General features: G+C 68.1%; 17 protein-coding genes. 16 read left to right on the top strand and 1 reads right to left on the bottom strand.

Translation table 11 applies throughout. The annotated features are described in order from the left end of the window. Positions 1-140 precede the first annotated feature (140 nt). The 12 genes from trmFO (at position 141) to uvrA (ending at position 15,370) form a co-directional block, all read left to right on the top strand. A complete protein-coding gene (gene trmFO, locus C1878_RS09990) occupies positions 141-1,571 on the top strand; it encodes a methylenetetrahydrofolate--tRNA-(uracil(54)-C(5))-methyltransferase (FADH(2)-oxidizing) TrmFO (RefSeq protein ID WP_114601478.1) in 1,431 nt (476 codons plus the stop codon). Next, the gene (locus tag C1878_RS09985; RefSeq protein WP_114601477.1) at positions 1,564-2,529 is read left to right on the top strand and encodes a tyrosine recombinase; all 966 of its coding nucleotides are present in this window, start codon (positions 1,564-1,566) and stop codon (positions 2,527-2,529) included. Before trmFO ends, C1878_RS09985 begins: the two co-directional genes overlap by 8 nt. 153 nt (positions 2,530-2,682) lie before the next feature. Beyond that, positions 2,683-3,183, top strand: coding sequence for a hypothetical protein (locus C1878_RS09980; protein WP_114601476.1), 501 nt, complete (start codon positions 2,683-2,685; stop codon positions 3,181-3,183). A gap of 154 nt (positions 3,184-3,337) precedes the next feature. Beyond that, positions 3,338-3,943: a TetR/AcrR family transcriptional regulator gene (locus C1878_RS09975; RefSeq protein ID WP_114601475.1), complete on the top strand. Its 606-nt coding sequence runs from the start codon at positions 3,338-3,340 to the stop codon at positions 3,941-3,943. 5 nt (positions 3,944-3,948) lie between these two features. Next, a complete protein-coding gene (locus C1878_RS09970) occupies positions 3,949-4,413 on the top strand; it encodes a hypothetical protein (protein WP_199519326.1) in 465 nt (154 codons plus the stop codon). A gap of 132 nt (positions 4,414-4,545) precedes the next feature. Next, the gene (locus tag C1878_RS09965) at positions 4,546-5,214 is read left to right on the top strand and encodes a response regulator transcription factor (protein ID WP_114601474.1); all 669 of its coding nucleotides are present in this window, start codon (positions 4,546-4,548) and stop codon (positions 5,212-5,214) included. Between the two features lie 16 nt (positions 5,215-5,230). After that, positions 5,231-6,256 (top strand): HAMP domain-containing sensor histidine kinase, encoded by a 1,026-nt coding sequence (locus tag C1878_RS09960; protein ID WP_114601473.1) that lies wholly within the window; start codon positions 5,231-5,233, stop codon positions 6,254-6,256. Between the two features lie 106 nt (positions 6,257-6,362). Then, positions 6,363-7,187, top strand: a complete 825-nt coding sequence (locus C1878_RS09955) for an ABC transporter ATP-binding protein (RefSeq protein WP_114601472.1) — start codon at positions 6,363-6,365, stop codon at positions 7,185-7,187. After that, positions 7,177-9,372 carry an ABC transporter permease gene (locus C1878_RS09950; RefSeq protein ID WP_114601471.1) on the top strand — a complete coding sequence of 732 codons (2,196 nt, stop codon included), beginning with the start codon at positions 7,177-7,179 and terminating at the stop codon, positions 9,370-9,372. The genes C1878_RS09955 and C1878_RS09950 overlap by 11 nt, the downstream gene beginning before the upstream one ends. 283 nt (positions 9,373-9,655) lie before the next feature. Next, complete coding sequence (locus C1878_RS09945) at positions 9,656-10,000, top strand: nitrous oxide-stimulated promoter family protein (protein ID WP_114601470.1); 345 nt, start codon at positions 9,656-9,658, stop codon at positions 9,998-10,000. A 130-nt stretch (positions 10,001-10,130) separates the two neighbouring features. Then, positions 10,131-12,269, top strand: coding sequence for a PTS sugar transporter subunit IIC/EAL domain-containing protein (locus tag C1878_RS09940; RefSeq protein ID WP_114601469.1), 2,139 nt, complete (start codon positions 10,131-10,133; stop codon positions 12,267-12,269). A 224-nt stretch (positions 12,270-12,493) separates the two neighbouring features. Next, positions 12,494-15,370, top strand: a complete 2,877-nt coding sequence (gene uvrA / locus C1878_RS09935) for an excinuclease ABC subunit UvrA (RefSeq protein ID WP_114601468.1) — start codon at positions 12,494-12,496, stop codon at positions 15,368-15,370. Between the two features lie 47 nt (positions 15,371-15,417). Here the strand turns inward: uvrA and C1878_RS09930 are convergent, their stop codons facing one another. Further along, positions 15,418-16,068, bottom strand: a complete 651-nt coding sequence (locus C1878_RS09930; protein WP_241963696.1) for a CpsD/CapB family tyrosine-protein kinase — start codon at positions 16,066-16,068, stop codon at positions 15,418-15,420. Positions 16,069-16,228: 160 nt separating this feature from the next. Between C1878_RS09930 and C1878_RS09925 the strand changes: the two genes are divergently transcribed. From C1878_RS09925 to C1878_RS09910, 4 genes are all read left to right on the top strand, one after another. Further along, positions 16,229-16,444 carry a helix-turn-helix domain-containing protein gene (locus C1878_RS09925; RefSeq protein WP_199519325.1) on the top strand — a complete coding sequence of 72 codons (216 nt, stop codon included), beginning with the start codon at positions 16,229-16,231 and terminating at the stop codon, positions 16,442-16,444. Between the two features lie 226 nt (positions 16,445-16,670). Then, entirely contained in the window at positions 16,671-18,260 is a 1,590-nt protein-coding gene (locus C1878_RS09920) for a GNAT family N-acetyltransferase (RefSeq protein WP_199519324.1), read from the top strand. Between the two features lie 162 nt (positions 18,261-18,422). Beyond that, entirely contained in the window at positions 18,423-20,009 is a 1,587-nt protein-coding gene (locus C1878_RS09915) for a GNAT family N-acetyltransferase (protein ID WP_114601467.1), read from the top strand. Between the two features lie 117 nt (positions 20,010-20,126). Beyond that, positions 20,127-20,660: a GNAT family N-acetyltransferase gene (locus C1878_RS09910; protein ID WP_114601466.1), complete on the top strand. Its 534-nt coding sequence runs from the start codon at positions 20,127-20,129 to the stop codon at positions 20,658-20,660. Positions 20,661-20,708: the final 48 nt, after the last annotated feature.

Genomic DNA, 20,708 nt, shown 5'->3' with positions numbered 1-20,708 from the left:
CCGGTCAAGCCGCATCGGAGATGCCTTTACCCCTCCACCGCCCGCTCTCCGATTTCGCTTCACGGTGCCCCCTCGGGCGATCCCTCGATTTTTCCCCTTCGCCGCCGCCTGCGGCCCTCGGGTTTGGTATCCTTGCAGGCATGCCTGAAAACGTGACCATACTCGGCGCCGGGCTCGCGGGGAGCGAGGCGGCGCTCCAGCTCGCCGACCGCGGCTTCCGCGTGCGCCTCGTGGAGATGCGCCCCGGCACGCCCACGCCCGTGCACGCCACCGACGCATGCGCCGAGCTCGTGTGCTCGAACTCGCTCAAGAGCACGAAGCCGGAGAGCGCCGCCGGCATGCTCAAGGTCGAGCTCGAGGCTCTGGGCTCGCGCCTGATGGCCGCCGCCCGCCGCCACGCCGTGCCCGCCGGCGGAGCCCTCGCCGTCGACCGCGCCGCGTTCGCCCGCGACGTCACGGAGCGCATAGAGTCCCATCCGCTCATAGACCTCGTGCGCGAGGAAGCGACGAGCCTGGCGGACGCCGCGCGCGGCGCCGACGCGCTCGTGGTTGCCACGGGGCCGCTGACGAGCGACGCGCTCGCCGCCGACCTCGCCGCCGTCGCGGGCGGCGCGCGCCTCGCGTTCTACGACGCGGCCGCTCCCATCGTCATGGCCGACTCGCTCGACGAGGGCCTCCTGTTCCGCCAAAGTCGCTATGAAGACGGCTCGGAAGGGCAAGGCGACTACCTGAACGCCCCGTTCTCGCGCGAGGAGTACGACGCCTTCATCGGCGAGCTCGTGGCCGCCGAGCGCGCGGTCCTGCGCGACTTCGAGTCCCGCGACCTGTTCCAGGCCTGCCAACCCATCGAGGAGATCGCGCGCAAGGGCCACGACGCCCCGCGCTTCGGCCCGCTCAAGCCCGTGGGCCTCGTCGACCCCCGCACGGGGAAGCGCCCGTGGGCCGCGCTGCAGCTTAGGGCGGAGGACGCGCACGGATCGTGCTACAACCTGGTGGGCTTCCAAACGAACCTCACGTTCCCCGAGCAGCGCCGCGTGTTCCGCATGATCCCCGGCTTGGAGCGCGCCGAGTTCGCGCGCTTCGGCGTCATGCACCGCAACACGTTCCTCGACGCCCCTCGCCTGCTCGACGAGCGCCTGCGCCTCGTGGCTCCCGGAGCCGCCGCGCTGGGCGCGCCCGTGTTCGCGGCCGGCCAGCTGACGGGCACGGAGGGGTACTGCGAGGCGGTGCGCTCCGGCCTGCACGCCGCCGTCTGCGTTGCGGTCGAGCTGACGGGCGCCGAGCTGCCCCCGCTCCCGCGCGAGACGGCCTTCGGCGCGCTGCTCGCCTACGCCTCGAACCCGGAAACGAGGGACTACCAGCCCATGCACGTGAACTTCGGCATCATGGAGCCGCTTGCGACGCGCGTGCGCAACAAGCGCGACCGGTACGCCGCCTACGCCGCCCGCGGAGCCGAGGCGATCGAGGGCTACCGCGCCAGCTTGGCCGAGCGGGGGCTCATGCCCGCCGGAGCGCCGCCGTCGCAGGCGCGCCGCGACGACGGGCCTGTCGAAGGCGCCTCCCATGGCTGACGCGGCCCCGTCGCCGGAAGACGGCGCAGAGCCCGTCGACCCGCGCGCGCAGAACCTGGTCGAGGGCTTCTGCGACGCCATGCGGGTCGAGCACAACGCCTCGGTCCACACGCTGCGCGCCTACCGCATCGACCTCATGGACTACCTGCGCTGGACGGCGCGCGAGGGCATCGACCCCTTGGCGGCCACCCACAAGCAGCTGCGCCGCTACCTGGGGGAGCTCGACCGCGCCCAGTACTCGCGCACCACCATCAACCGGCGCCTCTCGGCGCTGCGCAGCTTCTTCCGCTGGCTCAACGTCACGAACGTGACCGACTGCGACCCGGCGAGCGTGCTGCAGGGCCCCCGCCAGCAGAAGAGCCTGCCCCACGTCATCCGCGCGGCCGACATGGTGAAGCTGCTGAGCGTGTACGGCAAACGGGACGCGGCCGGCAACCCGCGCACGCAGACGCCCGTCGACATGCGCAACCTGGCCCTGCTCGAGTTCCTCTACGCGTGCGGCGCGCGCGTGTCCGAGGCCTCGGGGCTGGCCACCTCCAACGTCGACTTCGAGCGCGGGCAGGTGAAGGTGTTCGGCAAGGGGTCGAAGGAGCGCATCATCCCGTTGCACGACCTGGCCCTTTCGTCCATGCGCACCTATCTGCTGCTCGGCCGGCCCAAGATGCTCAAAGACCGGGAGAGCGAGTTCTTCTTCGTGTCCACGCGCGGCAACGGCATGACCACCGACGCCATCCGCAAGATGTTCAAGGAGGCGCTGCGCGCGGCGGGGCTCGACGAGACGCTCTCGCCGCACGACATGCGCCACACGTTCGCCACCGACCTCTTGGACGGCGGCGCCGACCTGCGCAGCGTGCAGGAGATGCTCGGGCACGCGAGCCTGTCCACCACGCAGATATACACGCACCTCTCCCCGAGCCGTTTGAAGCAAGTGCACCACCGCGCCCATCCGCGCGGCTGAAGCCCCGTCCCTTGCGCGAAGGTTGCAACGCCGCAACCGCTGCCTGACGGTTGGCGCGAACCCCTCGCGCCCGCGCCCCGCGTCCCTCACAATCGGTACCCGAAACAGCGCGCGCCACGCCGCGCGGCAAACCTGCGTCGAAGGGACACGATTATGAACAAGCGTAAGATGAGGATGATGGGCATGGTTCTGGCCGGCGTTCTGGCCTTGACGCCGTTCTTGCACGGGTGCGCCACCGACGACGGCGCCTCGAACGGCAACGGCTCGCAGAACTCGACCGAGCAGCAGCAGAACGGCTCCGAGCAGCAGAACACCGGCAGCCAGACCGACGTCGTGCATTACGGCCAGGTCATGGCCGTCAACGGCGACGAGATCACCGTCGTGCTGGGCGAGATGAAGGACGCGCAGGACGGCAGCGGCAAGAAGACGTTCGAGGCCGACGAGGACGAGATCACGTTCAACAAGGGCGACGTCGTCATCGTGGACGAGTCCGGCGCCGTGATCGACGACCCCATGCTCGCAGCCGACGACGTCATCGTCATGAGCGGGACGGGAGAGGGCACCGACTACCGGCCCTCGAAGGTGGAGATCGTCGACGTGGTGGAGAACGGCGTGGAGGAAGCCGCTCCGAGCGCGTCCCAGGACGCCGCGTAGCGGGCCCCTCGGCCGAGAGGCCCGGCCCTCCTCCTTACCATCGTTTGCAAGCGGTTTATGAACATCGTTCATAAACCGCTTGCTTCGTTTCGGCGCTCGGCTATAATAGGTTCGTCAATGAACGAGGTTCAACCAGACGAACGGGAGGTGCGCCATGGCGCGACAGGGCGTCAGCCGAGCGGCGATAGCCGAGGCCGCGTACGCGCTGGCCGAGGAGCGCGGCTTGGCGGGCCTCGACATCCGCGGCGTGGCCGAGGCGTGCGGGGTGTCCGTGGGCACGATATACAACCACTTCCCGACGAAAGACGACCTCCTCGTGGAGGTCATCGGCACGTTTTGGCAGCGCGCCTTCCACGACGACCTTTGCCGTATCGTCGAGGGGGAGCGCTTCGACGCCTTTGTCAGCCGCGTGTACGCCGCCATGTGCTCGGCGCTCGCGGCCTTCCGATCCGACTGGCTGCCCCAGATCAGCGCGCTGTCCATCCAGGGCCGCGACGAGGGCAAGATGCGCGAATCGGAAACGTTCGACCACATCCGCGCCGGCATGCTGGCCGTGCTGGAGGCCGACGCGCTGGCCGACCCCGCCCGCGCGGGCGTGGAGCCCGTCGAGCTGGTCGCCTTCGCGCTGGAGAGCATGGTGGCCAGCCTATGCGCCGGCGAGGCCGATTGTCACGTGCTCGCCGCGCTTTTGCGCGCGGCCCTCTACGGCGGGGACGGAAACGGTAGGGAAAGGGCGGCGCTCGCCGCCGGGAAAAGGTGATATCCATGCTTAAGATCGCAACGAACAAGCTCATGCTCGTGGCCGGCATCGTGTGGGCCATCGCGGGCGCGAACATAGCCAACATCGGGCTCACGGCTTACCGGCACGAGTGGGGCTGGGTGCTTTGGGCGCTGCTGGCGGGTTCGGCGCTCATTTTCGTGCTGTTCCACTCGCGCATCTTCCAGAAGATGGTGGGAAAGCACGCCAAGCGCATCGGCGGCTACGAGGAGGCCAAGACGAACGTCCTCAAGTTCTTCGACAAGAAGGGCTACCTCATGATGGCCATCATGATGGGCGGCGGCATCGCGCTTCGCATGTCGGGGCTCGTGCCCGACTGGTTCATCGCCTTCTTCTACACGGGCCTGGGCATCGCGCTCACGGTGGCGGGGCTCACGTTCCTGCTGCGCTACTTCATGAACGTGGAGCCGGGATGCCCCGTGCTGCCGCGCACCTACGCGAAACGCGGTTAGCGGCGACGGTTCTTCTATGAAGAAATGGTTACGGCTGGGGGGCGCTCGCGCCCTCTTGCCATAGTATGATGGAAGAACCGAGGCGTCGGGCTCCAGGTGCCCGACGCGCACATCGAGTGCGAAGGGGGTCCTGTGGCCAGGATATTCGTCGTGGAAGACGATGCTGCGCTGCGCAGCGAGGTCATGCGCCTGCTCGAGCTGCAGGGGCACGTGGCGCTCGCCAGCACGGAGTTCGACCGCATCGCGGAAGAGGCGCTGGCAGCCGACCCCGACTGCGTCCTTTTGGACCTCAAGCTGCCCGGCGAGGGCGGCCATGCCGTGTGCCGCGACCTGCGTCGCGCGAGCGACGTTCCCATCGTCATGCTCACGTCGTCCGACAACGAGTTCGACGAGGTCATGAGCATGAACCTGGGGGCCGACGACTACGTCACCAAGCCCTACAACCCCGCCGTGCTGCTGGCGCGCATCCAATCGGTGCTGCGCCGAGCGGCCCGCACCGAGCCTCCCTCGCGCATCGAGCACAAGGGCGTGACGCTCGACGTGGCGAAGAGCCGCGTGGAGTACGAAGGGCGCGGGGCGGAGCTCACGCGCAACGAGTTCCGCATCCTGCACCTGCTCATGGAGGGCAAGGGGGGCATCATCACGCGGCAGGAGCTCATGATGGAGCTGTGGCAGTCGGACGCCTTCATCGACGACAACACGCTCACGGTGAACGTGAACCGCCTGCGCAAGAGCCTCGCCTCCATCGGCGTGCCCGAGGACTTCCTGGTCACGCGCCGCGGACAGGGCTACCTCGTCTGATGGGCGGCGTGCGGCTATGAGCCTGTCCGCCTACCTGCGCGACAACCTCGCGGCCATCGTCACGGGCGTGCTGTGCTGCCTGGGCGTGGCCGGCATGATGGCCGCGCTCGGCACGGGCCCGGACGCCACGGCGCTCGTGCCGTGCTTCGTGGCGGCGTGCGGCGCGGTGGCGCTCGGCGTCGGCTACGTCCGTCGTCGTCGCTTCTACGCCGAGCTCGCGCGCATCGTGGAGGACCTCGACCGCACGTACTTCGCTTCCGAGCTCGTGGACGCGCCCGACTTCTTGGAGGGCCGCCTCGCCCACGAGGCCCTCGAGGCGGTGGGGAAGGCCGCCGCCGACGACGTGGCGTTCCACCGGCAGCAGGCCGAGTCGTACCGCGACTACATCGAGCTGTGGATCCACGAGATCAAAACGCCCATCGCCGCCGCGCACCTCATGGTGGCCGACCTGCACGGCCCGCAGGCGGCCAAGCTCAAAGGCGAGCTCGACCGCATCGAGTCCCATGTCGAGCAGGCGCTCTTCTACGCGCGCTCCGCGTCGCTCGCCCACGACTACGCCATCCGCGAGATCCCGCTGGCCGATGCCGTGCGCACGGCCTGCAAGAAGAACGCGCGCTACCTCATCGAGCGCGGTGCCACTCCCTTTGTCGAGGTGGACGAGGACGCGACCGTGTTCGCCGACGCCTCGTGGCTCGCCTTCATCTTGGGGCAGATCGTGGTGAACGCGGCGAAGTACGGGGCGACCGCCGTGCGGTTCTCGGCTCGCGAGGAGGACGCGGGCACGAGCGCGGCGCGCACCGTGCTGGAGGTGGCCGACGACGGGCAGGGCATTCCGGCCGCCGACGTGCCGCGCGTCTTCGACCGCGGCTTCACCGGCGAAAACGGCCGCGCCCAGGGCTCGGCCACCGGCATGGGCCTCTACCTCGTGGCCATGCTCTGCGAGAAGATGGGGCTGGGCGTGGGCTTGGCCTCCGAGGAGGGCGCGGGCACCCGCGTGCTGCTGACGTTCCCCCACGACCGCAGGCGCATGGACGCGCGGTAGGTCGCCGTCAACCTTTCGAAAGCGTAAGGTTGCGGTAAGTTCCTTCGATGGCTGCCGTTCGGGCAGGTCCGTATCATGGGGTCGTACGCAAGAGAAGGAGACACCAATGACCGAAGTGTACGCAACCCCCGCCGCACCCGTCTGCGCTCCGAGCGCCGGCGGCTCCCGTCCCATCCTGTCGGTGCGCCAGATGGAGAAGGTGTACGGTTCCAAGGATTCCGTGACCAAGGCCGTCCGCGACATCAGCTTCGACGTGATGCCGGGCGAGTTCGTGGGGATCATGGGGCCGTCGGGCTCCGGCAAGACCACGCTGCTCAACTGCGTGGCCACCATCGACACGGTGACGAGCGGCCACATCCTGGTGGACGGCCGCGACATCACGGGCCTGCGCAGCCGCGCGCTCGCGAAGTTCCGCCGCGACGACCTGGGCTTCATCTTCCAGGATTCGAACCTGCTGGACACGCTGACCGGCTTCGAGAACATCGCTCTCGCGCTCACGGTGAAAGGCGAGCCCACCGGCCAGGTGAAGCCGAAGGTCGAGCGCATCGCGGCCACGCTCGGCGTGGCCGACGTGCTGGAGAAGTACCCCTACCAGATGTCGGGCGGCCAGAAGCAGCGCATCGCCGCCGCGCGCGCCATGGTGGCCGACCCGAAGCTCGTGCTGGCCGACGAGCCCACGGGCGCGCTCGACTCGCGCAGCGCCGCCGTCATGCTGGAGACGTTGGAGATGATGAACGCCTCGCTCGGCGCGACCATCATGATGGTGACGCACGACTCCTACGCCGCTTCGTTCGCGAACCGCATCCTGTTCATCAAGGACGGCGCCGTGTTCAACGAGATACGCAAGGGCGACACCTCCCGCAAGGACTTCTTCAACCGCATCATGGAAGTCGTCACGTTCTTGGGCGGTGACGCGGCCGATGCTCGCTAAACTCGCCTTCCGCAACATCCGCCGCTCGGTCAAGGACTACGGCGTGTACTTCGTCACGCTCGTGTTCGGCGTGGCGGTGTTCTACGCGTTCAACTCGGTGACGGGCCAGTCCATCCTGTTCGACCTCGAGGACACGGCGTCGGCCAGCGTGTTCGACATGACCGGGCAGATGCTGGGCATGTTCAGCGTGGTCATCGCCTGCGTGCTGGGATTTCTCGTGCTGTACGCGAACGGGTTCCTCATCCGCCGGCGCAAGCAGGAGTTCGGCACGTACCTCATGTTGGGCATGAACCCCCGCGGCGTGTCGGCCATCGTGCTCTTGGAGACGGTGACGGTGGGCCTCGTGTCGCTGGTCGTGGGCCTCGTGCTCGGCTTCGCGCTGTCGCAGGGGCTGTCGTTCGTCACGGCGGGGCTGTTCAACATCCAGATGACGCAGTACCGCTTCATCTTCTCAGCCGACGCGTTCCTGCTCACGCTGGGGTGCTTCGCGCTCATCTTCGTGGTGACGGCCCTGTTCAACACGCTGTCGATCCGCCGTTACAAGCTCATCGACCTGCTCTCGGCGCGCAGCAGGAACGCGCGCTTCCGCGTGCGCAACCCGTGGATCAGCCTCGTCGGGTTCGTCGCGGCGGTGGTCGTGATCGCGTGGGCCTACGTCACGCTTATCGACAACGGGCTCCTGCAGTTCGACGAGGGGTTCTGGCGGGCCACCGCGCTCATGGTGGCAGGCACGTTCCTGTTCTTCTGGTCGCTCGCGGGTTTCGCGCTCGCGGTGATCGAGCGCACGCGCGGGGTCTACTTCAAGGGCCTGGCTATGTTCACCATGCGCCAGATCGCCAGCAAGGTGAACACCGCGTTCGTCTCGCTGTCGGTGGTGTGCGTCATGCTGTTCTTCTCGCTCACCGTGTTCTCCACGGGCATGGGCCTGACGCGCGCGTTCACCGGGGACATCGAGAACGGCACGATCTACGACGCCACGCTCACGGCGAACGTGTACCTGAACAAGGGCGGGACGCACGATCCCGACGAGCTGGCGGCCATGGACGAGGAGGACCGCGAGTACCAGGCGGTGGCCGACGCGAGGGCGGCCGCGGTGCTGGCCGACGCCGAGGCCTACGACTGGGATATCGCGGCGAGGCTCGCGGCCGCGTCGCCTGCGCTTTGGGAGCAGTTGGTTGACCGTGCGCTGCAGCTGGACGTGTACCAGAGCGCCGAGGTGACCTACGGCATGTTCATGGAGCGTTTCGGCATCTCGGTTGGCAACGAGAAGCAGGACGAGTCGGTGGCCCCGCAGGGCGTGGCGCTTATGGGCGCATCGCAGTTCAACGCGCTTGCCGAGCTTACGGGCCGGCCCACGGCCGATGTGGGGGAGAGCGGCTACGCGGTGAACAACATGCTTGACATGACGGCGAGCCTGGCGGAGGGCATGGTGCGCGAGGGCCAGACCATCGAGATAGCCGGGCGCGAGCTGACCTCGACGGGCAAGGTGCTGAACCAGCCGCTCGAGACGACCTCCTTCTTCTCCGGCGGGGCCGAGCTTATCGTGCCCGACGCCGTGATAGAGGACCTGCGCGCCCAGGGCGCGGTGCCCGACACGAGCCGCCTGAACGTCATGTACAAGACGGACCGCGCCGAGGGCGACAAGCTGCTCGAACAGCTGCTGGCCGAGGCGTCGCCCGCCAGCGCGGAGGTGGCGGCGTCGGGGTGGACGTTCGGCCCGAAGCCCTGGCCGGTGACCGTTTCCTTCACGGCGGAGGAGGTCATCGTCCAGTCGAGCGGCATGAACATGATGATCTCGTATCTGGCGCTCTACATCGGCTTCGTGTTCCTCATCGCCACGGCGGCCGTCCTGGCCATCCAGCAGCTGTCGGAAACGAGCGACTCGCTGCCGCGCTACAAGGTGCTCGCCGAGATCGGCTGCGACCGCCGCATGATCTTCCGCTCGCTGCGCACCCAGGTGCTCGTGTACTTCCTCGTGCCGCTCGGGTTGGCGGTGTGCCACACGGTGTGCGCCGTGGGCGTCATCAGCGACGCGGTGCTCGCGCAGCTGGGCGTGTCGGTGTTCGAGCCCGCCCTCATGACCGCCGTGCTCGCCGGCGTCGTGTACGGGGCGTACCTGCTGGTCACCTACTACGCCAGCAAGGGCATCATCCGCGCGTCGCTCGGCAAGAAGCTCGTGGGATAGGGGGAGGCATGCTTTCGAACGCGTTGTTGGTCGTGTCGGTGATCGCGCTCGCCGTCGTGCTGGTCGCGGGAGCCCGCGCCGTGCTCGAGCGGGGCCTTGCCGGCTTGGCGAAGATGGGGGCGTGTGTACGCGGTGTTCGGCGTGTACGTGCTTGCGTTCGTCGGGTTCCTCATTGCCCGGTAAGCTTTCGCGCGCCGGACGGCCGTTCCGCCCGGCGCGCCGTCCGCCGCGGCGAGGGGAAACCCCTCTCGCCGCGGCGCGGCGCTTCTGATAGCCTGTTGCCATGGGCGATTCACCGAAAACAGCGAAGCGCCGCGCGCGCGAGAAGCGCACCATCTCGCAGATGGTGGCGCTGTACTGCGCCGGCAACCACGAGGCCGCCGACCGCACCGAGTCGGCGCACTGCGGCGAGCCGGTGTGCCCCGCGTGCGCCGCCGTCGACGCGTACGCCGTGCTGCGCACCGAGCGCTGCCGCAAGATGGAGGTCAAGACGTCGTGCGAGCAGTGCGGGAACCACTGCTACGCTCCCGAGAAGCGCGAGGAGATACGGTCCGTCATGCGCTACGCCGGGCCGCGCATGCTCACAAGCCACCCCGTCGCCGCCGTGCGCCACCTGCTGGGATGCTGACGCGCTCGATGTTTCCTTCCGTTTCCTAAATCGTTTCCTTCCCGTTTCCTTGCGTGTCGCCTGGGCGTTTCGTTCAAGGTACAATGGTCGGAATGGTTTGCGGGAGGTCGTCGACGGCGGAAGGGTGGGAATGTTCAACAAGGTCAACGCGTGGTTCGCTCGGTTGGAGGACGTCATGGCGTTCCAGGCCATCCGCCAGGGACTCATCCTCACCATACCCGTGCTGCTCGTGGGGTCCTTCTGCCTCATCTTCCTCAACCTCCCCCTCGCTCCGTACCAGGACCTGCTCGTGTCGCTGCCTTGGCTCGAAAGCGTGCTGCGGCTCGTGTACAGCGCCACGATGGGCATCTTCTCCCTGTACGTGGCCGTGGCCATAGCCCTTCGCTACGCGAAGGCGTGCTCCGACCGATTCGGCGACTTCTTCGTGCAAGGCGCGCCCTTCGCCGCGCTCGCGGCCTACCTCATGTTCGTGGGATTCGGCTCCGAGGGCTTCGACTGGGCGGTGCTCAGCACGCGCTCGCTGTTCATCGCCATCGTGTGCGGGCTGCTCTCGTCGATGCTGTACTGCCGGCTCGTGCGCATGAAGCGCTCTCAGCGGCTGTACGGCGACGGCGTGGACAACGTGTTCAACCACGCCGTCGCGGGGCTCATGCCCATCGCGGTCGTCATCGTGCTGTTCGGGGTGGCGAACGCCACCGTGGCGCAGATCGCGAACGTGGACAGCGTGGAGGAGCTGTTCTTCCAAGGCGTCAGCGCGCTGTTCCCGTTGGCCACCGCGACGTTGGCGAGCGGGCTTCTGTACCTGCTCATGAACAACGTCATGTGGTTCTTCGGCATACACGGGGGCAACATGCTCGACAGCGTCGCCCAGAGCGTGTTCGTGCCCGGCACGGCCGCCAACGCGGCGGCGCTCGCAGCGGGGGGCGAGCCCGCGCAGATCGTCACGAAGACCTTCCTGGACGTGTTCGCCTCCATCGGCGGCGCCGGGGCCCTGCTGTCGCTGCTCGTGGCCATCCTGCTGTTCGGCCGGCGCCGCAGCTTCCGTCGCCTGTCCTCGTTCGCGGCCGTGCCCATGTTCTTCAACATCAGCGAGATCATGATGTTCGGCTTGCCGGTCGTGTGGAACCCGGCGCTGTTCGTGCCGTTCATCGTCGTGCCTCTGGTGAACATGGTGGTGTCCTACGCGGCCATGGCCGTCGGCCTCGTGCCGCCCGTGATCGTGGACGTGTCGTGGACGACGCCGCCGATCGTGGGCGGCTACGTGGCCACGGGCTCGCCGGCAGGCGCGGTGCTGCAGCTGGTGTGCATCGCCCTGGGAACCGCGCTGTACCTGCCGTTCCTGCGCCGCTACGAGCGCGTGGCCGACGATCGCGCCCGGGCGGGGTACGTCGCGTTGCTGGCCTCCTTCCAGGAGGACGAGCGCACGGGCCGCGACGCGAAGCTCATGACGGCGCCCGGCTCGCTGGGCGCCGTGGCCCGCTCGCTTGCGGAGGACGTGCGCCGGCTCGTGCTCGAGCGCACGTTCGAGCTGCGCTACCAGCCGCAGTTCGACGCGTCTGGCAAGGCGGTCGGCGCGGAGGCGCTGCTGCGGTTCGAGCACCCCGTCTACGGCGCGCTGTACCCTCCCATCGTCATCGAGCTGGCGAAGGAGGCGGGCATCGGCGGCGATCTGGAGCGCGCCGTGTTCGACCGGGCCCTCGACGACGCGCAGCGGGTGGAGGCCCTCGCGCACGCCGGCGCCCTTCGCCCGGGATTCGGCGTCAGCGTGAACGCCACGGCCGCGATGCTGCAGGACGAGGCGTGCGTCGACTTCATCATCGCCGCGTTCCGCGCGCGCGGCCTCGACGAGGGGCGCGTGGTGGTGGAGGCGACGGAGCGCGAGGCGCTGCGCTGGGACGAGGGCGCCTCGGCGCTGCTGCACCGTTTGGCGGACGCGGGCATCCCGCTGGCCATCGACGACTTCTCCATGGGGCGCACGTCGTTCCAGTACCTGGAGACCAGCGTGTTCACCGTCGTGAAGCTGGACGGCACCATCGCCAAGGGCGTCATGGAGAACGAGCGCTACGCCGAGATCGTGGCGTCCATCACGCGCCTGTCCGAGCAGCTGGGCTTCACGGTGCTGGCGGAGTACGTGGAGACGGCCGAGCAGCGCGACCGCCTTGCCGCGCTGGGCTGCTCGTACTTCCAGGGCTATCTGTACGCGCCCGCGCTGTCGTTCGACGAGATGGTCGAGCTTGCCGGGACGTCCCGGGCGGTTCCGGCCGCCTGACGCGCCGCTTCGCCCGGGTTCCCGCCCGGCAGAAAGCGAACGAATTGTGCGCATCGTTTGAACGCTTGAACACGAACGGATGTTTTCGCAAATTCGATCCCCGCGCTGCGCTAGAATGAACGATTGCACGGAAATGATAGTATTCCGGTATCCATATACGGGACCTGGAATCTTGGAGCGCGCCGGCACGGCGGCGGGCGATACGAGAAAGAGCGACAAGCAACATGGGACAGAACGCCATCGTCATCAAGGGTGCCCGCGAGCACAACCTCAAGGACATCGACCTCATCATCCCGCGCGACGAGCTCGTGGTCATCACGGGCCTGTCGGGCAGCGGCAAGTCCTCCCTCGCGTTCGACACGATGTACGCCGAGGGCCAGCGCCGCTACGTGGAGAGCCTTTCCAGCTACGCCCGCATGTTCCTGGGGCAGATGAGCAAGCCCGACCTCGACAGCATCGACGGCCTTTCTCCGGCGGTGTCCATCGACCAGAAGACCACGTCGAAGAACCCGCGCTCCACGGTGGGCACCACCACCGAGATATACGACTACCTGCGCCTGCTGTTCGCGCGCGTGGGCGTGCCGCACTGCCCCGAGTGCGGCCGCGTCATCAGGAAGCAGACCACCGACCAGGTGACCGACGACATCCTGGCGCTCGCGCCCGACGCGAAGGCCATTATCATGGCGCCCGTGGTCACGGGCCGCAAGGGCGAGTTCACGAAGCTGTTCGCCGACCTGCAGAAGGAGGGCTTCAGCCGCGTGCGCATCGACGGCGAGATCGTGAAGCTCGACGGCGAGCCGCGCACGCTCAACAAGAAGATCAAGCACTTCGTCGACGTGGTGGTGGACCGCGTGCAGCTGAAGGCGAGCGCCACGAGCCGCATCGCCGAGGCGGTGGAGCTGGCCACGAAGCTGGCCGACGGGCGCGTGCTCGTGCAGGTGCTGGGCGACGACGGCGAGCCGCTGGGAGAAGGCGGCGGCCAGTCGAGCGGCGCCACGGGCGGCCTGGGCGCTGGCGAGCACCTGTTCTCGCTCGCGCTCGCGTGCCCCGAGCACGGGCACTCCATGGACGAGCTGCAGCCGCGCGACTTCTCGTTCAACGCGCCCTACGGCGCCTGCCCGGACTGCTTAGGGATAGGCAGCCGCGAGGAGGTGGACCCCTCGCTCGTGGTGCCCGACCCCTCGCTCACGCTTGCCGAGGGCGTCATCGCTCCGTTCAAGACCGGCAACTACTACCCGCAGGTGCTGCGCGCCGTGGCCAAGCACATGGGCGTCGACGAGAACACGCCGTGGGAGGACATGCCGAAGAAGACGCAGGACGCGCTGCTCTACGGCCTGGGCAAGAACAAGGTGCGCGTGGACTACGTGACCGTCGACGGGCGCGAGACGTACTGGTACATCGAATGGGAGGGCGCGCTCGCCGCCGTGCAGCGCCGCTACCAGGAGGCTCAGTCCGACAACCAGCGCGAGAAGCTGTCGGAGTACTTCGCCATCGTGCCGTGCCAGACCTGCGGCGGCAAGCGCCTCAAGCCCGAGATCCTGGCCGTGACGGTGGGCGACAAGTCCATCCACGACGTCACCGAGATGAGCGCGGCCGACTCGCTCGACTACTTCGAGGGCCTTTCCTTCAAGGGCCAGGACGAGCACATCGCCGGGCCCATCGTGAAGGAGATCAAGGCGCGCCTGCGCTTCCTGGTGGACGTGGGTCTGGACTACCTCACGCTCGAGCGGGCCACGGCTACGCTCTCGGGCGGCGAGGCGCAGCGCATCCGCCTGGCCACCCAGATCGGCGCGGGCCTCATGGGCGTGCTCTACATCCTGGACGAGCCCTCCATCGGCCTGCACCAGCGCGACAACGAGCGGCTCATCGCCACGCTCGAGCGCCTGCGCGACTTGGGCAACACCGTCATCGTGGTCGAGCACGACGAGGACACCATCCGCAGCGCCGACTACGTCATCGACATGGGCCCGGGCGCGGGCGAGCACGGCGGCGAGGTGGTGGCCGCCGGCAAGCCCGAGGAGATCGTGAAGTTCGAAGGCTCGCTCACGGCCGACTACCTGAGCGGCCGGCGCACCATCGCGGTGCCCGAGAAGCGCCGCAAGCCCCGGCGCGGCTCGCTCAAGCTCACGGGGGCTGCGGAGAACAACCTGAAGAACGTGACGCTCGAGGTGCCCTACGGCACGCTCACCGTGGTCACGGGCGTGTCGGGCTCGGGCAAGAGCTCGCTCGTCACCGACACGCTCGCGCCGGCGCTGGCCAACCGCGTGAACCGCGCGCACCGCCGCGCGGGCGCGTACAAGAAGATCACGGGGCTCGACAAGATCGACAAGGTCATCAACATCGACCAGAGCCCCATCGGGCGCACGCCGCGTTCGAACCCGGCCACCTACATCGGCTTGTGGGACGACATCCGGGCCCTGTTCGCCAGCACGCAGGAGTCGAAGGCGCGCGGCTACGGGCCGGGCCGCTTCAGCTTCAACGTGAACGGCGGGCGCTGCGAGGCGTGCAAGGGCGACGGCCAGATCAAGATCGAGATGCACTTCCTGCCCGACATCTACGTGCCGTGCGAAGTGTGCGGCGGCAAGCGCTACAACCGCGAGACGCTGCAGGTCACGTACCGCGGCAAGAACATCTCCGACGTGCTGGACATGACGGTGGAGGACGCGCTGGCGTTCTTCGAGAACATCCCGGGCATCAAGCGCAAGCTGCAGACGCTGCACGACGTGGGCCTGGGCTACATCCGCCTGGGCCAGCCCGCCACCACGCTCTCCGGCGGCGAGGCCCAGCGCGTGAAGCTGTCGAGCGAGCTGCAGCGCCGCCAGACGGGCAAGACGTTCTACATCCTGGACGAGCCCACCACCGGCCTGCACTTCGAGGACGTGCGCCAGCTGCTGGAGGTGCTGGAGCGCTTGGTGGACGCCGGCAACACGGTGCTCGTCATCGAGCACAACCTCGACGTCATCAAATGCGCCGACCGCATCATAGACCTGGGACCCGAAGGCGGCGACCGCGGCGGCACCATCGTGGCGCAGGGCACCCCCGAGGAAGTGGCCCAGGTGGAGGGCAGCTACACCGGCCAGTTCATCAAGAGGATGCTGTAGGTTCCGCTGGTTTGCGGCCAGCGGAACCCGTCGACGTTGCGGTCGACTCAGGAGGGGTTCTCGCGACAGAAGCTCATCACGATGCCCACGACGTTCGCTCCGGCCTGTTCGAGTTGACCGCGTGCACGCACGACTCCCTTGCGTTTCGCGAACCCTTCGCGCACGACCATCACGGTGGCGTCGGCTTGCGCGGCGACGACGGCTGCGTCCACGAACATGCCCACCGGCGGCGTGTCGACCACCACGTAGGCGAACGATCGCGACAGCGCGTCGAAGAGCGCACGGAACCGCTTGGAATCCAGCAGGTCCGTCGGACTGGGAAGGCCTGGTTCGGCATCGAGCAGGAACAGGTTGCCCTCGCCGGTGTGCGTCATCGCCCGGCTTAGCTCGGCTTCGCCCATGACGACCGCCCACCAACCCGCAGTCGGCCTGACGCCCAGCAAGCGCGCGAGCGAGCGGCGGCGCAGGTCGCATTCCAGCAAAAGCGTGCGCTTTCCCGACGATGCCATCGCTCGCGCCAGCTCGACGGCAATCGTGGACTTTCCCTCGTTGGGAACGGTGCTCGTGACGACAACGGAGCGAAGCGGGCGGTCCACGCCCATGAAACCGATATTTGCATAGAGCGTGCTCGCCGCGTTGGCGACCGCTGCGCCCTCGTCGAGCCGTTCCCTCGGTAGCCGCTTGCGCTTTTCGTTCAACCGTCCCACCTTCGCTTCGTGCGTTGCGCCGCCGATTCGCTTGGTGGAGCGCGCCGCAATGCGGCGTCTCGGGCAAGTACGCGGCGACCGTCTGTCTACATCGGCTTAACGGCTTCATATATGAAGCCGTTAAGCCGATTATACAGAATACTCTGAAAAAATGACTCCAGAAGACAAAAGATTGCGCTTAGGTGCCGCCATCCGCGACCGCCGCGAGGCGCAGGGTCTGTCGCAGCACAAGCTCGCCCTGATGGTGGGCAGCAGCAAGTCCCATATCTGGCGGATCGAATCGGGGCGCGTGAGCGTGGGGCTTGACGACCTTGGCCGCATCGCCGATGCCCTCGACATAGAGGTGCGCCAACTGTTCACCTTTTAAGGCCCGCTGGGAGGCGGAACCCGCCCGCTCGAGAAGCGCGATCCGGCGGCGTTCTTCAAGCGGGCGGTCCCCCTTCATCCTGCGTGTTGCGCTCAGGATTGCAAAGCGCGCTGGGCCTTCCAACCTCTGCCCGGGATGGCAACCTGGCGGCGTGCGGGGCTCCGCTTCGGATTTTACCGGAATCTTGCCGAATACCTCCTTTACCTGCGGGCGCGCTCGTGCGACAATGCCGTGCGGCCTTTTCCGGCCCATCGAAATCATCCAAAGCGAAAGGGCGGGGCACGTGGCTGAAACGACGGAGGGCCGGCATCTGGCGCGCGGCATCGTATGCGCGTTGGCGGGCGGGGTGTGCTGGGGCTTCTCGGGCACGTGCGCGCAGCTGCTCATGCACGACTACGGCGCTCCGGCCGAGTGGATCACCTGCGTGCGCATGGTCATCGCCGCGGTGTTCTTCCTGTTCCTCACCGCGGTCAAGGACTGGCGCGACCTCGTTGCGGTGTTCCGTGATCGCCGCTCCCTTCTCCAGATCGCGCTGTTCGCCGTGTTCGGCGTGCTGCTCACCCAGATGAGCTACCTGAACGCCATCAAGTACACGAGCGCCGGCGTGGGCACCACCATCGAGCAGATCGGGCTCGTTATCATCATGCTCTACGTGTGCGTGCGCGCCAAGCGGCTTCCGCGCCTGCGCGAGGCGCTGGGGCTGGCGTGCGCGCTCGGCGGCATGCTCCTCATTGCCACGCAGGGGGAGCTCGACCAGCTGGCCATCCCGCCCGAGGGCCTGGGGTGGGGGCTCGTGTCGGCCGTGGCGCTGGCGTTCTACACGCTCATGCCCGTGCGCGTGCTCAAGAAGTGGGGCGCCATGCTGGTCACGGGACTCGCCATGCTGTTCGGCGGCTCGGCGGCCTCGCTGGTCGTGCAGCCGTGGGCGATCCCGGTCCAGCTGTCGGGCGGGGCGCTCGCGGCCCTCGTCGCCATCGTGCTGGTGGGCACGCTCGGCGCCTACATGCTCTACCTGCAGGGCGTGGCCGACGCCGGCCCGGTCAAGGCGAGCCTTTTGTGCTGCGTCGAGCCGGTGTCGGCCATGGTGCTGGCCCTGTTCTGGCTGCACACCCCCGTGTCGATGTGGGATATCGCGGGCTGCGGCCTCATCGTGGTCATGATCTTCCTCGTCACCGAGCGGGAGAAGAGGCCGAAGGCGGCGGAGGGGGGAGCCCCTGCTCCGGCCCCCGCGGCCTACGACGACCCGCCGCTGTTCGCCGGTCGCGCGTCGGTGCTGGGCTACTACACGAGCCGCCCGGCCGCCCGCGAGGACTTCGACCAGGTGTCCGCGCTGCTCGATGCGGGCCACGAGACGTTCGCCGCGCTCGGCATCGACGAGGGGCGCAAGAAGTACCCCTCGGCGCGCCGCCTCATGCACAGCATCAAGAACGGCACCACGCACGTGGTGGAGGACGCGCACGGCCGCATGATAGCCGTGTTCGCCGTGTCGTTCTCGCCCGAGAAGAACTACGCGGGCGGGGCGGGCGCCGCCTGGCTCACCGATTCCGACGCCGATCCCCAGCCCTACGCGGAGCTGCACTGGGTGTCGGTGGCGCCCGAGGCGCGCCGGCGCGGCGTTGGCATGTTCATCTTGGAGACGGCCGACCGCATAGCGCGCGCAGGCGGCCGGCAGAGCCTCCGCGCCGACGTGTACGAGCGGAACGAGCCCATCCAAAAGCTTCTCGAGAAGCACGGTTACACGCCGTGCGGCACCATCTCCATTAAGGACGTGTTCGGTCGTCGCAAGACCCGTGCCGCCTACGAGCGCATGCTGTAGGCGTCGCCCGCGCGCATCGCCCGCGCGCTGTTTTGCGCACTCGCTCAAAAACACGGTAAAAGACTCGTCAAAGCCCTTTACCGGGGTGCGCTTCCATGCGACAATGCGCTGATGGACCGCAACGGGGACGCGAGTTCCCGCGAGACGAGGAAAGGGGGAGCCATGGCCGGTCAGACGGCGGTAGCGCAGGCGGCGCCGCGGAAGAGCCATGTGGCGCGCGGCATCGCGTTCGCGGCGCTCGGCGGCATCTGCTGGGGTTTCTCGGGCACGTGCGCCCAGCTCATGACGAGCGAGCTCGGCGTGCCGGTCACCTGGATCACCTGCGTGCGCCTGCTGCTGGGCGCGGCCATCTTCCTCGTGGCGTGCCTCTTCAAGAACTGGCGCAGCCTGCGTGCCGTGCTGCGGGACAAGCGCTCGCTTCTGCGCATCGCCGCCTTCTCGATGTTCGGCGTGCTGCTCACCCAGATGAGCTACCTGTCGGCCATCTCGTACACGAACGCGGGCACCGGCACGGTGCTCGAGCGCCTGGGCCTCGTGGTCATCATGTTCATCGTGTGCGTGCGCGTGCGGCGCTGGCCCAAACCTCGCGAGCTGTTCGGGCTCGTGTTCGCGCTCGGAGGCACGTTCCTCATCGCCACGAAGGGCAACGTCGGCGCGTTGGCCATACCGGCCGAAGGGCTCATGTGGGGCGTCGTGTCGGCCTTCGCGCTGGCCGCCTACACGCTCATCCCCGGCAAGGCGTTGGCGAAATGGGGCAGCTTCATCGTCACGGGCCTGGCCATGCTGCTGGGCGGCACGGTGGCCACCGTGTTCGTGCAGCCGTGGAACATCCCCGTGCACGTCACGCCCGATCTCGTGGGCGTCATGGCGGCCATGGTGCTCATCGGCACGTTCGCCGCGTACCTGTTCTACCTGCAGGGCATCACCGACGCCGGCCCGGTGCGCGCCGGCCTCGTGGGCTGCGTGGAGCCCGTGTCGGCCACGGTCATCTCGGCCGTGTGGCTGGGCACGCCCGTCACGCCCGTGGACGTGGTGGGCATCGCCATGATCGTGGTCATGGTGCTGCTCGTGACGCAGCGCGAGGAGGCGCCGGCCAAGGGCGAGGGTGGCTTGGACGGGTCCCCCGACGACCTGCCGCCCTTCGAGGGGCGCGCCTCGCTTCTGGGGTATTACAGCGTGAGGCCGGCCGTGCACGACGACTTCGTGCGCTTCCAAGAGGTGCTGGAGGACGGCCACGAGGCGCTCGAGGCGCTCGGCATCGAGGAGAAGGGGTCGAAGAAGTACCCCTCCGAGCGCCGCGTCATGCGCGCCATCGACTGGGGGACGGCCTACGTGGTCACGATCCCCGACCGCAGCGGTTCCGAAGACGCCGCCGCCGAAGGCGAGCGCATCATCGGCGTGTTCGCCGTCGATGCGCGCGGCGACGCGGCCTACGCCCGCTCGTCGGGCGCCCATTGGCTCACCGAGTCGCCCGATCCGCCGGACGGCGAGGCCTCATACGCGGCTCTGCATTGGGTGACGGTGGCCTCGGAGGCGCGCCGGCGCGGCGTGGGCATGTTCATCCTGGGCGAGGCCGAGCGCATCGCGAAGGCGGCGGGCAAGCGAAGCCTCCGTTGCGACGTGTACGAGGGCAACGAACCTATGCGGGCGCTGCTCGTGGAGTACGGCTTCTCGCCATGCGGGTCCATCGCCATCCGCGACCGCCTGGGCCGCGAGAGACGACGCGACGTGTTCGAGCGCATATGGTGACGGCGGTTGGACCTTCCGGCCGTCAGGCCTCATGACGCTCTACGAACCACCTGCGGCGGCCTTTGGCCGCCGTCTTTTCCCGAACGGCCGCATTTCGAGAAGAAAGCGAACACTCACGTGCAATTCCGCCTAACCCGCGCGTCGGACATCGACCGCATCATGGACATCCTCGCCGACGGCCGCCGGGCGCTCGCCGCGCTCGGCATCGACCAGTGGCAGGGCGGCTATCCCCATCGCGAGGCCATCGAGGCCGACGTGGCCCGAGGCGATTCCTACGTTGCGGTCGACGAGGACGGCGTCGTCGTGGCCACGGCCATGGTCGGCTTCTCCGGCGAGCAAGACTACGATCTCATCGAGCAGGGCTCGTGGCTCACGGACTCGCGTTCGGACGATCCATGCTACGGCGTCATGCACCGCGTTGCCGTGTCGGCGGCGTGCAAGGGAAGGGGGGCCGCCTCGCTTCTGCTGGAGAGCGCCGAGCGCCTGGCGCGCGAGCGCGGGTGCGCGAGCGTGCGCATCGACACCCATCCCGGCAACCTGCCCATGCGCCGCCTTTTGGAGAAGCGGGGCTATGCGGCGTGCGGCACCATATACATCACCCATGCCGAAGGGGCCACGCCCGATCGCATCGCCTACGAGAAGCTCGTGTAGAAGCTCGGCTGTCGAAATTCTGTCGGTTGCCCGTCACGGCGACCGCGG

Source organism: Gordonibacter sp. 28C (assembly GCF_003339845.1).
Taxonomy (GTDB): Bacteria; Actinomycetota; Coriobacteriia; order Coriobacteriales; family Eggerthellaceae; genus Gordonibacter.
Note: the sequence above shows the minus strand (reverse complement) of the source record. Positions and strands in the feature narration are given on the sequence as shown.

Excerpts from the sequence above, each read along its gene's own strand:
- trmFO (WP_114601478.1), top strand. The coding sequence starts at position 141 with ATGCCTGAAAACGTGACCATACTCGGCGCCGGGCTCGCGGGGAGCGAG.
- C1878_RS09985 (WP_114601477.1), top strand. The coding sequence starts at position 1,564 with ATGGCTGACGCGGCCCCGTCGCCGGAAGACGGCGCAGAGCCCGTCGAC.
- C1878_RS09980 (WP_114601476.1), top strand. The coding sequence starts at position 2,683 with ATGAACAAGCGTAAGATGAGGATGATGGGCATGGTTCTGGCCGGCGTT.
- C1878_RS09975 (WP_114601475.1), top strand. The coding sequence starts at position 3,338 with ATGGCGCGACAGGGCGTCAGCCGAGCGGCGATAGCCGAGGCCGCGTAC.
- C1878_RS09970 (WP_199519326.1), top strand. The coding sequence starts at position 3,949 with ATGCTTAAGATCGCAACGAACAAGCTCATGCTCGTGGCCGGCATCGTG.
- C1878_RS09960 (WP_114601473.1), top strand. The coding sequence starts at position 5,231 with ATGAGCCTGTCCGCCTACCTGCGCGACAACCTCGCGGCCATCGTCACG.
- C1878_RS09955 (WP_114601472.1), top strand. The coding sequence starts at position 6,363 with ATGACCGAAGTGTACGCAACCCCCGCCGCACCCGTCTGCGCTCCGAGC.
- C1878_RS09950 (WP_114601471.1), top strand. The coding sequence starts at position 7,177 with ATGCTCGCTAAACTCGCCTTCCGCAACATCCGCCGCTCGGTCAAGGAC.
- C1878_RS09945 (WP_114601470.1), top strand. The coding sequence starts at position 9,656 with ATGGGCGATTCACCGAAAACAGCGAAGCGCCGCGCGCGCGAGAAGCGC.
- C1878_RS09940 (WP_114601469.1), top strand. The coding sequence starts at position 10,131 with ATGTTCAACAAGGTCAACGCGTGGTTCGCTCGGTTGGAGGACGTCATG.
- uvrA (WP_114601468.1), top strand. The coding sequence starts at position 12,494 with ATGGGACAGAACGCCATCGTCATCAAGGGTGCCCGCGAGCACAACCTC.
- C1878_RS09925 (WP_199519325.1), top strand. The coding sequence starts at position 16,229 with ATGACTCCAGAAGACAAAAGATTGCGCTTAGGTGCCGCCATCCGCGAC.
- C1878_RS09920 (WP_199519324.1), top strand. The coding sequence starts at position 16,671 with ATGCCGTGCGGCCTTTTCCGGCCCATCGAAATCATCCAAAGCGAAAGG.
- C1878_RS09915 (WP_114601467.1), top strand. The coding sequence starts at position 18,423 with ATGGCCGGTCAGACGGCGGTAGCGCAGGCGGCGCCGCGGAAGAGCCAT.